The organism is Streptomyces sp. NPDC048424, from assembly GCF_040651555.1.
Classification (GTDB): Bacteria; Actinomycetota; Actinomycetes; order Streptomycetales; family Streptomycetaceae; genus Streptomyces.
This window is the reverse complement of record NZ_JBEZKE010000016.1, coordinates 124,665-139,592: the sequence shown is the minus strand read 5'-3', so window position 1 is coordinate 139,592 and position 14,928 is coordinate 124,665. Positions and strand designations below refer to the sequence as shown.

Here is a 14,928-nt window from a genome sequence, read left to right as displayed (position 1 = left end):
GACTCCGTCGGGGCCATGACACCGGCACACGATGCGTTGAGAGGGGGCGAGGGGACATGAAGCCCATGGCACACCTGGGGGTGGGCATCGGCTGGCGGCCGGAGATCGCGGACGCCGTCGAGCGGCTGCCCGGCCTCGACTGGGTCGAGGTGGTGGCCGAGAACATCTGCCCGGGCCACCTGCCCGAGGCACTGCTGCGGCTGCGCGAACGCGGCACGAGCGTCGTGCCGCACGGGGTCGCGCTGGGCCTCGGCGGCGCCGAGCGGCCGGACCCCGCGAAGCTGGCGGCGCTCGGCGAGCGGGCGGTGGCGCTGGGGGCGCCGCTCGTCACCGAGCACATCGCCTTCGTACGGACCTCCTCGCCGGTGCTGGAGGCCGGGCACCTGCTGCCGGTGCCGCGCACGCGCGACGCGCTGGACGTGCTGTGCGAGAACGTACGGATCGCGCAGGACGCGCTGCCGGTACCGCTGGCCCTGGAGAACATCGCGGCGCTGTTCTCGTGGCCGGGCGAGGAGCTGACCGAGGGGCAGTTCCTCACGGAACTGGTCGAGCGGACCGGTGTCCGGCTGCTCATCGACGTGGCCAACCTGCACACCAACCGGGTCAACCGGGGCGAGGACCCGGCGGCCGTCCTGGACGCGATCCCGCTGGAGGCGCTGGCGTACGTGCACGTGGCGGGCGGGGTCGAGCGGGGCGGCGTCTGGCACGACACGCACGCGCACCCGGTGCCGCCGGTGGTGCTCGACCTGCTCGCCGCGCTCCGCTCCCGGGTGGACCCGCCGGGCGTGCTGCTGGAGCGGGACGACGACTTCCCGCCGGAGGCCGAGCTCGTGGGCGAACTGGAGGCGATCCGGTCGGTGGTGACGGCCGGCCCCGCGGCGGGCGTCCGGGCGGAGCCCGCGCCGGAGGCCGCAGCCGAGCCGAAGGCCGTATCGGGGGCCGAGCCGAAGGCCGCAGCCGGGGCCGCGCCGGAGGCCCTCGCCGGGCCCGGGGCTCCCGTCGCCATCGAGCCCGCCCGGACCCGGGTCGCGCTCGGGCAGGCCGCGCTGCTGTCGGCGCTGGTGGCCGGGACCCCCGTACCCGAGGGCTTCGACCGCGGGCGCATCCGGGTGCAGGCCCGGGCGCTGGCCGCCAAGCGGGCCGACGTGGTGGCCAAGGTGGCTCCGGAGCTGCCCGGGCTCCTGGGCGGCCGCGACCCGTACCGCGAGGCCTTCCTCGCGTACGCCAAGGGCCGCCCGATGACCGCCGGGTACCGGCGGGACGCGCTGGACTTCGCCGAACACCTGCTGATCCGGGACCTGCCGGCCGATCCGGCGGCCCGGCGCCGGCTCACCGCCTGGTGGCGGGAACGGGCCGGGGTGCGGCCGCCCCGCCGGGTCGTGCGCTGGGCCCGCGCGCTCGCGGGGAGGGCGGCATGAACCTCCTCGCCCTGGCGATCTGGATCGCCGTCGCCGTCTCCTCCTTCCTGCTGCTGCGCGGGGCGCGCAGGGGCCGCCCCGTCTCCGCGGGGCCCTCGGCCGGTCTCCACGACCTGTCCGAGGCCGCCTTCGTGGTGGGCGGGCCCGCCACCGTCGTGGACGCGGCGCTCGTCTCGATGCTCGGCGACGGCCGCCTCGTGGTCGGCGGGCCGGGCATCGTCCAGGTGCGCCCCGGGGCGCGGGCCGGCGACCCGGCCGAGCGCGCCGTGCTCCAGGCCTACGCGGGGGCTCCCTCGGGCTGGCTCTACCAGGTGCGCTACGCCGCCATGTGCGATCCGGCCGTCCAGGAGATCGGCGACGCGCTGGCCGACCGCGGGCTGGTCTGCCCGCCCGGATCCGGGCGGACCCGGCGCCGCCGGGGGCTGGTCCAGGCCGCCGTGTGCGCGCTCCTGATCCCGTTCTCGCTGGTGCTGACCTTCGTGGGGCTCGCCGTCGACCGCGGCGCCCAGGTGCCGTTCATCGTGAAGGTGCTGCCCGTACTGGTGATCGGCATCGTCGTGGGCCTGATCGGCTCGGTCCGGGCCAAGAGCCGGGTCACCGGGGCGGGGCTGCGGGCGCTGCGGGCGCTGCGTTCCGCGTACGTGAACGACCGGACCCCGTACGTGCAGACCGCCCTGTTCGGGCTGCGCGGCCTGCGGGACCCGTACCTGCGGCAGCAGCTGGTGCCCGCCGCCCGCGGCACCCGGCTGGCCGCCGCGCAGCCGGGCGCGCGCTCCCACCACACCCACGGCTCGTCGTCCGGTTCCTCGGACATGCTGCTGCCGGTGGTCTGGTGCGCCGCGAGCGACGGCGGGAGCGGGGGTTCGAGCTGCGGGGCCTCGGGCGGCGGCTGCGGCTCCTCCGGCAGCGGTTGCGGAGGCAGTAGCTCCAGCTGTGGCGGCTCCTCCGGTTCCAGCTGTTCGAGCAGTTCCGGCTCCAGCTGCTCCAGCAGTTCGGGCTCCAGCTGTTCCAGCAGTTCGAGTTCGAGCTGTTCCAGCAGTTCCTGATACGCCGACGGGGGCATGGCGGGCGACACCCGCCGGTGATCCTTTACAACGAACACGGTCCGGCCTCTCATCACTTCATACGATGAGAGGCAGGCCCCCGTCATGCGGACGCGACTCGCGCGCCACGGAGCCGCCGTGGCGGCGCTCTCCCTCGCCCTGTGCACACCGGCCGCCGGCGCCGCACCGGTCCCACCGACCGCCGGAACCGCCGGGTCCGCCGGAACCGGCCAGGCCGCCACCGCCGACGCCGAGTCGGCCGGAGCCGCGCTCGCCGCCCGCCGCGCCGCCACCGCCCGCCTCGACTTCCGCGCCTGCCCCGGCGTCGAGGGGCTCCCCGCCCCGGTCCGCTGCGCCGAGCTGCGCGTACCGCTCGACTACGCCCGCCCCGACGGCCCGCAGATCTCCCTCACCGTCAGCCGGGTCACCGCCACCCGCGCCCGCGGAGCCGTCCGTCAGGGCGCGCTCGTCCACAACCCCGGCGGCCCCGGAGCCTCCGGGATGCACTTCCCGCTCGTCGCCGAACTGCCCGAGTGGCAGCGGATCGCCGCCGCCTACGACCTCGTCGGCTACGCCCCGCGCGGTGTCGGCCGCTCCGCCCCGCTGTCCTGCCAGGACCCCGCCACACGTGCCGCGGGCCCCACCCAGGAGCCGGCCGACCCCTCCCCCGCGTACAAGAGGCAGCGCGCCCGGGCCGCCCTGGCCTACGCCCGCGGCTGCGCGCGGCGGGCCGGCGCGGCCCTGCCGTACTACTCGACCCTGAACAACGCCCGCGACCTGCACGTCCTGCGCGCCGCACTCGGCGAGGACCGGCTGACCTTCCTGGGCGCCTCGTACGGCACCTACCTCGGCGCCGTCTACGCCACCCTCCACCCGGGCCACGTCCGCCGGATGGTGCTGGACTCGGCGGTCGATCCCGACCCGCGCCGCGTCTGGTACGGCAACAACCTCGCCCAGGCGCCCGGCTTCGAGCGCCGCTGGTACGACTTCCGCGCCTGGGCCGCCCGGCACCACGGAACGTACCGCCTCGGCGCCACCCCGGCGGCCGTGCAGGCGAGCTACGAGCGGGCCCGGGACGCGGTGGCCCGTACCCCCGCCGGCGGGAGGGTCGGCACCGGCGAACTCCGGGCCGCCTACCTCCAGGCCGCGTACTACGACGACGTCTGGCCGGAGCGGGCGTCGGCCCTGGCGGCCTTCCTGCGCGGCGATCCGGCGCAACTGGCCGCCCAGGCCGCTCCGGACCCCGCCCGGGCGGCCGCGGCGGAGAACGCGACGGCCGTCTACACGGCGGTGCTGTGCAACGACGCCCCCTGGCCCGCGGACTGGGAGACCTGGGACCGCGACAACACGGAGCTGGCCCGCACGGCCCCCTTCGAGACCTGGGCCAACGCCTTCCTGAACCTGCCGTGCGCCTCGTGGCCGGTGGCGCGGCGGCAGCGGCCGGTGGCGGTCGAGGGGCCGGTCCGGCTGCCGCGGACGCTGGTGGTCGCGGCGGAGCGGGACGGGGCGACCCCGTACCCGGGAGCGCTGGAGCTCCAGCGGCGGCTGGGCGCCGGGGCCGGGCTGGTGACGGAGGCGGGGTCCGGCTCGCACGGAGTGGTCGGCGGACGCAACGACTGCGTGGACCGTCACGTGGAGCGGTATCTGCTGACGGGCGCCACCCCCGGGTGGCGTGTCACGTGTGCGCCGCATCCGGAGCCCGCACCGGTGTCGCTGGACGACCGGGCAGCGAGCGCCCGCAGGGCGCTGCTGCCGCCAGTCGTCTGAACTTCCGGGCGGGATCTCCGGCTGCGTCGTTTCGGGGGCAGGGCCTCCCGATCCACCGGAGGAACTCACCTGACGGTGTGGTCGTCCTCCGGTCCTTCCCCCCAGGGGAGGTATCAGGCGAGCCCGGCCACCAGATCGGCGACGGACTTGCGGCGTCCGGTGTAGAAGGGCACCTCTTCCCGGACGTGCATGCGGGCCTCGGAGGCGCGCAGGTGACGCATGAGGTCGACGATGCGGTACAGCTCGTCCGCCTCGAAGGCCAGCATCCACTCGTAGTCGCCCAGCGAGAAGGAGGCGACGGTGTTGGCGCGGACGTCGGGGTAGCCGCGGGCCATCTTGCCGTGGTCGGCGAGCATGCGGCGACGGTCCTCGTCCGGCAGCAGGTACCAGTCGTAACTGCGCACGAAGGGATACACGCTGACGTAGTCGCGCGCGACCTCGTCGGCGAGGAAGGCCGGGATGTGCGACTTGTTGAACTCGGCCGGGCGGTGCAGGGCCATGTTCGACCACACCGGCTCCAGCGCGCGGCCCAGCTTGGTGCGGCGGAACAGGTTGTACGCGCTCTGCAGCTCGTCCGCCGTCTCCGCGTGCCACCAGATCATGATGTCGGCGTCGGCGCGCAGGCCGGAGACGTCATAGGTGCCGCGGACGGTGATGTCCTTGGCGGCCAGCTGGTCGAACAGCTCCTGGACCTCGTCGGCGTAGCCGCTCCGGTCCTCGGGAAGAACGTCCTTCAGCTTGAAGACGGACCACAGGGTGTAGCGGATGACCTCGTTGAGGTCCTTCGCCTTCTTCCCCGCGTTGGGAATCTTCTCTGGTGCAGTCATGTTCCTATTGTCCCGTGCGCTGATCAGTGGTCGGCGCCAGGGGTGCCGTCCGCGCACCGAGGGAGGCGAGCACCGCCTCCGCGGCCCGGCCGGCGCTGCCGATACAGGCCGGGATGCCCACCCCGTCGTAGAGCGCGCCGCACACCGCGAGGCCCGGCAGGGCGGCGACGGCGCCGCGGATCCGGGCGACCCGCTCGAGGTGGCCGACCGGGTACTGGGGCAGCCCGCCGTCCCAGCGGGTGACGGTGGAGGCGACCGGGCGGGCCGCGAGGCCCACGGCCTCGCCGAGGTCGGCGAGGGAGACGTCGACCAGCTCGCCGTCCTCGCGCCCCAGGTCGGCCTCGTCGGCGTACCGGCCCACCGAGGTGCGCAACAGGAAGAGCTCGGGATCCGCCCCGGCCCAGGCCCACTTGTTGCTGGAGAAGGTGGAGGCCTTGATGGTCCGCCCGTCGACGGGCGGTACGAGGAACCCGCTGGCGCCCCCGCCGGCGACGGCGGCCGGCAGGTCGGAGCGGCGGAAGGCCATGGTGACCAGGGCCATCGAGGCGTATTCGACGCCGCGCAGCTCGGCTGCGGCGGTGGGCGCGAGCCCGTCCAGCAGGCGGGCGGCCGGCCCGGCCGGGGTGGCCAGGATCACGCCGTCCGCCTCGATCGACCCGGCGGCCCCTGCGGTCCCCGCGCCGGTCACGATCCGCCAGCCTTCAGCCGTACGCATGACCTCGGTGACGGGGGCGCCGGTGACGATCCGCGCTCCGGCCGCGCGGCAGGCCTCGGCCACGGCGAGCGGGAGCCGTCCGATGCCGCCGTCGATGCCGGCGAAGACCGGACCCGCCTGCTGGGGCTGGGCCGCGGCCCGGCGCTGCAGTTCCCGTACGCCGTCGGACAGCAGCGCGTGCGTGCGGGCGGCCTCGAAGAGCTGGGGCACGGCGGCCCGCATGGAGATGCGGTAGGCGTTGCCCGCGTAGACCCCGCCGAGCAGCGGCTCCACCAGCCGGTCGACGACCTCGTGGCCGAGCCGGGCGGCGACGTACGCGCCGACGGCGACGTCCTCGCCGATCTCGGTGGGCGGCAGTTCGCGCTCGGCCTCGATGCGGGCCAGGCCCTCCGCGGAGAGCACCCCGGAGGCGGCGAGCGGCCCCAGGTCGCCCGGGACCCCCATGACGTGCCCGCGCGGCATCGGCCGCAGCGCGCCGCGGGTCCACAGGTGGGCGGTGGCGGTGGCGGGCGGCTGCACGGCTTCGCCGAGGCCCACGGCCCGGGCGAGGTCCACGCCTTCGGGGCGGCGGGCGAGCATCGATTCGGCGCCGAGGTCCACGCGGGCCCCGGCGAGTTCGCCGGCGTACAGCTTGCCGCCGAGGCGCGGTCCGGCCTCCAGCAGCGTGACGCGGGCGCCTTCGGCGAGCAGCCGGTGGGCCGCCGCGAGGCCCGCGATGCCGCCGCCGATGACGACGACGTGGCCGGGGGAGCCCGGCCGGGCCGGCCGATCCGTACGCATGTCCGCTTCGTGCATGGACACATCGTCTCAGACCGATCTCCGAGGCCGGACCGTGACCGCATCGGGACCGGCCCGGGACCGTGGATGCGAAACCCGCGACGGGACTCTGTACGTCGAAACGGCAACACCAGCCGAACACCGGGGGTTTGCATGATGCGTGCTCCGCACAGACACCGTTCCGCGGCGGCCCTGGCCGCCCTCTCGCTGGCCGGGGCGCTCGCGCTCACCGGCTGCGGCGCGGACTCCGGGGGCAAGACGTCCTCGGCCGACCGGGCGGCGGTCGCGCCGGCGCCCGCCCAGGACGGCAAGGCCCCGGAGGGGGCGAAGGGGGCCGCGGCGGCCCCGGCCGCGTCCGCGGCTCCGGGCGACAAGAACGCCCCGCCGGCCGCCGTGGTCCGCCCGAACGTGATCCGTACGGCGACGCTCGGCATCGAGACGACGGACGCCCAGAAGGCCCTCGCCGCGGCCCGCGCGGCGGCCGACGGGGCGGGCGGCTACGTCGGCACGAGTCCACCCGGCGCGGCGAGGACGGCCGGATGACCTCGACGGTGACCCTGCGGGTGCCCGGCGAGCGCTACGACGCCGTGCTCGGCGCCATGGAGGGCAGCGGGAAGCTCCTGCACCGGAAGGTCGACGCCCAGGACGTCACCGAGAAGGTCGCCGACATCGGCAGCCGCGTCGCGTCGCAGCAGGCCAGCGTGGCCCGGGTACGGGAGATGATGGGCAAGGCCACGGCGCTGAGCGAGGTGGTGATGCTGGAGAGCGAGCTGAGCCGGCGCCAGTCCGACCTGGAGTCGCTGCAGGCGCAGCAGGCGGCGCTGAAGGACCAGACCTCCATGGGCACCATCACGCTGGAAGTCTCGGAGCCCGCGGCGAAGCCGGTGGCCGAGGAGAAGAAGAAGGAGAAGGAGCCCACCTTCCTGGGCGCCCTGAGCGGCGGTTGGGAGGTCTTCACCAAGATCGTGCGGTACCTGACGGTGGCGGTGGGAGCGCTGCTCCCGTTCGTGCTGACGGCCGCCGTCGTGGCGCTGCTGGTCCGGCTGTACCGCCGGCGGCGCCCGGCCCGCCCGAAGGCGGCCCCGGTCACGACCCCTGCCCCTTTCCCCGCTCCGCAGCGGACGGCGGCCCAGGTCCCCGCGCCCCGGACACCGGCTCCGGACTCCGAGGCCGACGTGCAGGACTGAACGCGCGTTCGCCCGTAGCGTGTTCACCATCCGATGTCGGGGTGAAGGGGCGGTACGGACGATGGCGACGGAACGACTGGTGGTGGTCGGCGGTGACGCGGCGGGGATGTCCGCCGCGTCACAGGCCCGCAGGCTCAAGGGCCCGGAGGAGCTGGAGATCGTCGCCTTCGAGCGCGGGCACTTCACCTCGTACTCCGCGTGCGGCATCCCGTACTGGGTCGGCGGCCGGGTCGCCGAGCGCGACGACCTGATCGCCCGCACCCCCGAGGAGCACCGCGCGCGGGGCATCGACCTGCGCACCCGCACCGAGGTCGTGGAGCTCGACCTGCCCGGATCCCGGGTCCGCGCCCGGGATCTGGACAGCGGATCCGAATCCTGGACGGGCTACGACAAGCTCGTCCTGGCCACGGGCGCCCGCCCCGTCCGCCCCCGGCTCCCCGGCATCGGCGCGCACGGGGTCCACGGCATCCAGACCCTGGACGACGGCCAGCGCCTGATGCAGTCGCTGGAGCGCACGCCGGGCCGCCGGGCGGTCGTGGTCGGCGCGGGCTACATCGGCGTGGAGATGGCGGAGGCCCTGGTGGAGCGGGGCTACGAGGTGACCGTGCTGCACCGGGGCGCGCAGCCGATGGCCACGCTGGACCCGGACATGGGCGGCCTGGTGCACAGCGCGATGAACCGCATGGGGATCCGTACGGTCTCCGGCGCCGAGGTCACGAAGATCCTCACGGACGAGCAGGGCCGGGCCCGTGCGGTGGCCACGGCCTCGGGCGAGGAGTACGAGGCGGACGTGGTCGTGCTCGGCATCGGCGTGGAGCCCCGTGCGGCTCTCGCCCGCGCCGCGGGCCTGCCGCTCGGCCCGTCGGGCGGCATCCTCACGGACCTCTCGATGCGCGTGCGCGGCCACGAGGACATCTGGTCGGGCGGGGACTGCGTGGAGGTCCTGGACCTGGTCGCGGGCCGCACCCGGCACATCCCGCTGGGCACGCACGCCAACAAGCACGGTCAGGTCATCGGCTCGGGCGTGGGCGGCGGCTACGCGACCTTCCCCGGGGTCGTCGGCACGGCGGTCAGCAAGGTCTGCGACCTGGAGATCGCGCGTACGGGACTGCGCGAGCGGGACGCCCTGGAGGCGGGTCTGCGCTTCGTGACGGCCACGATCACCTCCACGACGACGGCGGGCTACTACCCGGGCGCGGCGGAGATGACGGTGAAGATGCTGGCGGAGCGCCGCACGGGCCGCCTGCTGGGCGTCCAGATCGTCGGCGGCGCGGGTTCCGCGAAGCGCGTGGACATCGCGGCGGTCGCCCTCACGGCCGGCATGACGGTGGACCAGATCGTCACCCTCGACCTGGGCTACGCCCCGCCCTTCTCCCCCGTCTGGGACCCCGTCCTGGTGGCGGCCCGCAAGGCCGTCTCCGCGGTCCGCTCGGCGGGCGTCTGATCCGCCGGACATGCGAAACGTCGGCCCGTGCCATGTCCTGCACGGCGCGGTACCGACGTTTCGATCCTGCTCGGGTCAGCGGGCCGTCTTGGTGTGGACGTAGTCCACCAGGCGGGTCAGCGCGTCGGGGTCGGTCGTCGGGAGGACGCCGTGGCCCAGGTTGAAGACGTGGCCCTCCAGGCCGGCCGCGGCCGCGAGGACCTCGTCCGTCTTGGCCTCGACCGCCTCCGGCGTGGAGAAGAGCACCGCCGGGTCCAGGTTGCCCTGGAGCGCCTTGCCCGGGCCCACGCGGCGGACGGCCTCGTCCAGCGGGACCCGGTAGTCGACGCCCATGACGTCGGCGCCGGCCTCGCCCATGAGGCCGAGGAGCTCGCCCGTGCCCACGCCGAAGTGGATCCGCGGGACCCCGTACGAGGCGACGGACTCCAGGACCTTCGCCGACGCGGGCATCACCGAGCGGCGGTAGTCCGCCGGGGCGAGCGCGCCGACCCAGGAGTCGAAGAGCTGGACGGCGGAGACGCCGGCCTCGATCTGGACCTTCAGGAAGGCGGAGGTGATCTCCGCGAGGCGGTCCAGCAGGTCGGCCCACAGCTCCGGGTCCCCGTACATGAGGGCCTTGGTGTGCTCGTGGTTCTTCGAGGGGCCGCCCTCGACGAGGTAGCTCGCGAGGGTGAAAGGCGCGCCCGCGAATCCGATCAACGGCGTGGCGCCCAGTTCACCCGTGAGCATGCCGATCGCCTCGGTGACGTACGAGACGTCCTCGGGGGTGAGGTCGCGCAGCTGTGCGAGGTCCTCGCGGCGGCGGATCGGCTGGGCGACGACCGGGCCGACGCCAGGCTTGATGTCGAGGTCGACCCCGATGGCCTTCAGCGGGACCACGATGTCGGAGAAGAAGATCGCCGCGTCCACCTTGTGGCGGCGCACCGGCTGCAGCGTGATCTCGGTGACCAGGTCGGGGCGCATGCAGGACTCGAGCATCTGCGTGCCCTCGCGCAGCTTGCGGTACTCCGGGAGCGAGCGCCCGGCCTGCCGCATGAACCACACCGGGGTGTGCGGCACCGGCTCGCGCCGGCACGCCTTCAGGAAGGCGGAATCGTACGTCTGACTCGGCTGGCCCGTCGGGCGTTCGTTGGCGCTCACGACCCAAATCTTCGCACGTATGAAGAAGTGCCCGACCCGGCGCGGGTGTCCCTGCGCCGTACGGCCGCACATACCGCCTAGTCTTCCCCGCATGGCTGCGGCTCAGGGACGATTTTCAGATGGCGCTGACGGTATGGACAGCGCGAAGGAGAGCTCCGTCCCGCTCCCGTTCCGCCGGGCGGTCGACGGCTTGAAGAAGGCGCGGCTGCGCCCGGGCATCGAGATCGACCCGACGAAACCGCCCCAGAGACTGGCCCCGCACGCCTACGCGCTGGAGGCCGCGGTGGTGGACGGCGAGGACGACCTCGCCGACGGCCGGCTGATCCTGCTCCACGATCCGGCCGGGCACGACGCCTGGCACGGGACCTTCCGGCTGGTGACGCTCGTACGGGCGGAGCTGGAGCCCGAGATGGCCGCCGACCCGCTCCTGCCCGAGGTGTGCTGGTCCTGGCTGACGGGTGCGCTGGACGCGCGCGGGCTGACGTACGGGGAGGCGAGCGGGACCGTGACCATGGCCGGCTCGCACTACTTCGGCGGGCTCGCGGAGCGGCGCCCGGCCACGCAGATCGAGATCAGAGCCTCGTGGACGCCCCGCGAGGGGGTGGGCGGGGTGCCGGACACCTCGGCGCACCTGTCGGCGTGGTGCGAGCTGCTGTGCCAGATCGCGGGACTGCCGCCGGTGGGTCCGACGGACACCGTCACGGGCGTCGTCTCCCTGCCACAGCGGCGCGGTCCGCACCACCCGTAGCCGCAGGGCCGTACGGCCGCTCCCGCGGACCACCTCGTCCAGTGGGTGTCGGAAGGCGGCGTCCGATGCGGGCTTCTGATCACCCGATGATCGATCGTGCGTCCGAATTGCCCGAATTGTTACTCACCAAATCGTGATCATTCCCTAAAGCCGGGCGGGTGACGTGCCGAAGGAGTCAGTGACCATCCGTACGGTTCGCACCGGCTTCCTTCCCCGAGCCGGCCGTCCCGCCACTCCCCCAGGAGGCCTAGGTGTCCGTTCTTCTCGAGCAGCCCGCAAGCCTGGTCGCCTACCGCCCGAACAAGCCGACGGCCATGGTCGTCGTGGCCGACCCGCGCGTCCGCTCCACCGTGACCCGCCATCTGTGGGCCCTCGGAGTACGTGACGTGATCGAGGCGTCGTCCATCGCGGAGGCCCGCCCCCGCGTCGGCAGCCCGCGCGACATCTGCGTGGCCGACGTCCACCTGCCCGACGGTTCCGGTCTCACCCTGCTCTCCGAGACCCGCGCCGCCGGCTGGCCCAACGGCCTGGCCCTGTCCGCCGCCGACGACATCGGCGCCGTGCGCAACGCCCTCGCGGGCGGAGTGAAGGGCTACGTCGTCACCGGTACGCGGACCAACATCGGGCTCCCCACCCGCCCCGGCGCCGCCCCCATCGGCGCCGCGGCCGCCCGCATGCACCGCCGCCCCCCGGGTGCCCCGAGCCACCCGGGCGGCTACCGCGAGCTCTCCGGCCGCGAGGTCGAGGTCCTGCGCCTCGTCGCGGAGGGCCAGTCCAACAAGGCCATCGGCGTCTCGATGGGCCTGTCCGCCCTGACCGTCAAGTCCCACCTCGCCCGCATCGCCCGCAAGCTGGGCACCGGTGACCGCGCCGGAATGGTCGCCGTCGCGCTGCGCACCGGGATCATCCACTGAGCGCGGGGCGCAACTCCCGGATACCGTCCCCCGGACCCGGTCCGGGGGAACCTCCCGGGATACCCCCGGAAAACTCCCCGCATACTGCTCGCGCCCGTCGACGGAACGTTCCGGCGACGGGCGCGTCGTATACACGGATACCCTTGACCGGTGACCGACGCCCAAGAGACCGCAGCAGACCTGCGCACCACCACCGGGGGCGGCCCCCCGGACGACGTCGTTGTTCCGCCCGGTGGGCTGCCGATTCCGTTGCTGGAGCCCCGTGAGGGGATCCCGCCGGTGGTCGCCGACGCGGACGCCCTCGCCGAAGTGGTCGCGGCCTTCGCCGCGGGCACCGGCCCCGTCGCCGTCGACGCCGAGCGAGCCTCCGGATACCGCTACGGCCAGCGCGCCTACCTGGTGCAGCTGCGCCGCGAGGGTGCGGGGTCCGCGCTGATCGACCCGGTGGGCTGCCCCGACCTGTCCTCGCTGGGCGAGGCCCTGTCCGGCACCGAGTGGATCCTGCACGCCGCCACCCAGGACCTGCCCTGCCTGCGCGAAATAGGCATGGTGCCCACCTCCCTGTTCGACACCGAGCTGGCCGGCCGCCTGGCCGGCTTCCCCCGGGTCGGACTCGGCGCGATGGTCGAGAGCGTGCTCGGCTACGCGCTGGAGAAGGGCCACTCCGCCGTCGACTGGTCCACCCGCCCGCTTCCCGAGCCGTGGCTGCGCTACGCCGCTCTGGACGTGGAGCTGCTGGTGGACCTGCGGGACGCGCTGGAGAAGGAGCTGGACCGGCAGGGCAAGCTGGAGTGGGCCCACCAGGAGTTCGACGCCATCGCCTCCGCCCCGCCCGCGCCGCCCCGCAAGGACCCCTGGCGCCGTACGTCCGGCATGCACAAGGTGCGCCGGCGCCGTCAGATGGCGGTCGTACGGGAGCTGTGGGAGTCCCGGGACCGGATCGCGCAGCGGCGCGACGTGTCGCCCGGCAAGGTGCTGGGCGACGCCGCGATCGTCGAGGCCGCGCTGGCCCTGCCCGCGAACGTGCACACCCTGTCCGCCCTGCCCGGCTACGGGCAGCGGATGGGCCGGCGCCAGCTGGACCAGTGGATGGCCGCCGTGGACCGGGCGAAGGCCCTGCCCGAGAGCGAGCTGCCGCAGCCGGGGGCGACCCCGGCCGGTCCGCCGCCGCCGCGCTCCTGGGTGGACAAGGACCCGGCCGCCGCGGCCCGGCTGTCGGCGGCCCGCGCCGCCGTCTCGGCGCTGGCGGAAGCGCTCAACCTGCCCCAGGAGAACCTGATCACCCCGGACACGGTCCGCCGGCTGTGCTGGGAGCCGCCGCAGCGGCTCGACGCGGACACCGTGGCGCAGGCCCTGGCCGGCTACGGCGCCCGCGCCTGGCAGATCGAACAGGTGACGCCGGTCCTGGTCCCGGCCCTGGCGGCCACGGCCTGACCGCCCCGACGCGGTGGAACCCCCCGGTCCGGCCCCTCGGCCCGGCGCCGGGGGGCACTGGCTAGATGGTGTCCGTGTAGGCGCCGTCCTCGTCCACGTAGAAGCTGCCCTTCTCCAGGTCGTCGACCTTGGCGTGCTGGAGCCACCGCTTGGACAGCCGGTGCAGGACCTTGTGCTGGCGCTCCCAGACCATGGAGTGTCCTGCGCCGGCCACCCGGAACATCAGCTTGCGGACGCCGGGGATCGCGTCGTAGAACGCCGGGACGGAGAAGGTGGGCGAGTTCGCCGTCTGGTCGTGCTCGCCGTAGACGATCATCACCGGGACCCGGTCCCCTAGCACGCCGCCGATCGAGACGGTGTCCTTGTTCCAGCCCCACCAGAAGGAGTTGCGGAACCGCAGGACGCCCTCGGGCGCTCCGGCGACCGGGCCGCCCCAGGTCCTGCCGATCGGGTCGACCTCCATGCACTCCTTCCACACCGCCTCGACCATGCCGGCCGCCCGCTGCTTCTTGCCGTGCACCTCCTTGTCCCAGGCGCTTTCGAGACCCGTCCTGCTGGTCAGGTTCATCGGGAAACCGAACAGGGACGGCGGGTCGGACACGGGGAACATCGGGACCGGTGCGCCGAAGCCGTCGGGCGGCACGCTGGCCCGGCCGTCGGGCGGATAGATCGGCGCCAGGAGGAGCAGGCTCTCGACCTTCTCGGGGTGCTGGATCGCGTACGGCCCGAACACGAAGGCGGCGGCCGACTGGCCGACGAGGGACACCTTGGCCACGCCCCGCAGGCTCTTGATGAACTCGACCACCGTGTCGACCTCGCCCCATTCGCTCTCCGAGTTCCCCAGCTCGTGCGGGTAGGGCGGCGGGCTGGCGTCCGGCAGCGGGTTCGGGATCAGGATGCCCTGGTGCAGCGGGTTGGCGTTGCGGGGCTTGTCCATCTCCGGCCGCGGCGACAGGCCGGATCCGGTGAGCTCCATGAGGAACACGTCGAACCCCGCGCCGGCCAGGAACCGCGCCCAGCTGTACTTGCCTCCGTCGTGCTGGAGGTCGAAGGCCACGACCGACGGAACGCTCCGGCCGTGCAGCATCAGGACGGTCTTGCGCTGCGCGTTGGGGCCCGTGGGGGTGCCGTCGTACTCGCGCACGAACAGGCTGACGGCCTGTCCCTTGTTGGCGGGGACGGTCGAGGTGTGCGGGACCTGGTGGTTCACGGCCGGGGTGGTGGGGGGCATCGCTGGCATCCGATCCGTCGACTCAGCCGGAGGAGGGACGCTCCGGCCGGGTCAGGATCGGGACGGTCCGGGGGAAATGCCACGACCACGGCCGGGCGCCCGCCACACGTGACCTGAACGGGTTGGCCCGCCGGGTCCGATCGGACGGGGGCGCACGATCGCACCGCCGCGGGCGGAGTGTGACCTTCACCGCTCCTGGGGGAGGGGGTGTCCACAAGGGTTACCCGCAAGTAGCATGGTCGGGTGAGCGGGCGCTCAGCAACGCATGCCGAACGCCCCCGCG

General features: G+C 74.2%; 13 protein-coding genes. 9 read left to right on the top strand and 4 right to left on the bottom strand.

Annotation, left to right across the window (positions count from 1 at the left end):
• Positions 1 to 56 precede the first annotated feature (56 nt).
• The 3 genes from AB0D29_RS23250 (at position 57) to AB0D29_RS23240 (ending at position 4,228) form a co-directional block, all read left to right on the top strand.
• Positions 57 to 1,418: a DUF692 domain-containing protein gene (locus tag AB0D29_RS23250; RefSeq protein WP_362856718.1), complete on the top strand. Its 1,362-nt coding sequence runs from the start codon at positions 57 to 59 to the stop codon at positions 1,416 to 1,418.
• Entirely contained in the window at positions 1,415 to 2,464 is a 1,050-nt protein-coding gene (locus tag AB0D29_RS23245; protein ID WP_362856716.1) for a TIGR04222 domain-containing membrane protein, read from the top strand. The genes AB0D29_RS23250 and AB0D29_RS23245 overlap by 4 nt, the downstream gene beginning before the upstream one ends.
• A 102-nt stretch (positions 2,465 to 2,566) precedes the next feature.
• The gene (locus AB0D29_RS23240) at positions 2,567 to 4,228 is read left to right on the top strand and encodes an alpha/beta fold hydrolase (RefSeq protein ID WP_362856714.1); all 1,662 of its coding nucleotides are present in this window, start codon (positions 2,567 to 2,569) and stop codon (positions 4,226 to 4,228) included.
• 113 nt (positions 4,229 to 4,341) lie between these two features.
• Here the strand turns inward: AB0D29_RS23240 and hemQ are convergent, their stop codons facing one another.
• Complete coding sequence (gene hemQ / locus AB0D29_RS23235; RefSeq protein ID WP_362856713.1) at positions 4,342 to 5,055, bottom strand: hydrogen peroxide-dependent heme synthase; 714 nt, start codon at positions 5,053 to 5,055, stop codon at positions 4,342 to 4,344.
• A 4-nt stretch (positions 5,056 to 5,059) separates the two neighbouring features.
• Positions 5,060 to 6,565 carry a protoporphyrinogen oxidase gene (hemG, locus tag AB0D29_RS23230; protein WP_362856711.1) on the bottom strand — a complete coding sequence of 502 codons (1,506 nt, stop codon included), beginning with the start codon at positions 6,563 to 6,565 and terminating at the stop codon, positions 5,060 to 5,062.
• Between the two features lie 135 nt (positions 6,566 to 6,700).
• On the opposite strand from hemG, the gene AB0D29_RS23225 reads away from it, so the two are divergent.
• The 3 genes from AB0D29_RS23225 (at position 6,701) to AB0D29_RS23215 (ending at position 9,178) form a co-directional block, all read left to right on the top strand.
• On the top strand, positions 6,701 to 7,090 hold the full coding sequence (locus AB0D29_RS23225) for a hypothetical protein (RefSeq protein ID WP_362856710.1): 390 nt from the start codon (positions 6,701 to 6,703) through the stop codon (positions 7,088 to 7,090).
• Positions 7,087 to 7,734 (top strand): DUF4349 domain-containing protein, encoded by a 648-nt coding sequence (locus AB0D29_RS23220; RefSeq protein WP_362856708.1) that lies wholly within the window; start codon positions 7,087 to 7,089, stop codon positions 7,732 to 7,734. Before AB0D29_RS23225 ends, AB0D29_RS23220 begins: the two co-directional genes overlap by 4 nt.
• 61 nt (positions 7,735 to 7,795) lie before the next feature.
• Positions 7,796 to 9,178, top strand: a complete 1,383-nt coding sequence (locus AB0D29_RS23215; protein ID WP_362856706.1) for an FAD-dependent oxidoreductase — start codon at positions 7,796 to 7,798, stop codon at positions 9,176 to 9,178.
• 75 nt (positions 9,179 to 9,253) lie between these two features.
• Here the strand turns inward: AB0D29_RS23215 and hemE are convergent, their stop codons facing one another.
• A complete protein-coding gene (gene hemE / locus AB0D29_RS23210) occupies positions 9,254 to 10,318 on the bottom strand; it encodes a uroporphyrinogen decarboxylase (protein WP_362856705.1) in 1,065 nt (354 codons plus the stop codon).
• Positions 10,319 to 10,409: 91 nt separating this feature from the next.
• Here hemE and AB0D29_RS23205 point away from each other — a divergent pair, with 91 nt between their 5' ends.
• The 3 genes from AB0D29_RS23205 to AB0D29_RS23195 all read left to right on the top strand — a co-directional run bounded on the left by AB0D29_RS23205 (position 10,410) and on the right by AB0D29_RS23195 (position 13,414).
• Positions 10,410 to 11,066, top strand: a complete 657-nt coding sequence (locus AB0D29_RS23205) for a DUF3000 domain-containing protein (RefSeq protein ID WP_351585525.1) — start codon at positions 10,410 to 10,412, stop codon at positions 11,064 to 11,066.
• Positions 11,067 to 11,317: 251 nt separating this feature from the next.
• Entirely contained in the window at positions 11,318 to 11,980 is a 663-nt protein-coding gene (locus AB0D29_RS23200; RefSeq protein WP_007267191.1) for a response regulator transcription factor, read from the top strand.
• A gap of 150 nt (positions 11,981 to 12,130) precedes the next feature.
• A complete protein-coding gene (locus AB0D29_RS23195) occupies positions 12,131 to 13,414 on the top strand; it encodes a ribonuclease D (RefSeq protein WP_351585526.1) in 1,284 nt (427 codons plus the stop codon).
• A 61-nt stretch (positions 13,415 to 13,475) separates the two neighbouring features.
• Here AB0D29_RS23195 and AB0D29_RS23190 read toward each other — a convergent pair whose 3' ends face one another.
• A complete protein-coding gene (locus AB0D29_RS23190; RefSeq protein ID WP_362856703.1) occupies positions 13,476 to 14,645 on the bottom strand; it encodes an alpha/beta hydrolase in 1,170 nt (389 codons plus the stop codon).
• Positions 14,646 to 14,928: the final 283 nt, after the last annotated feature.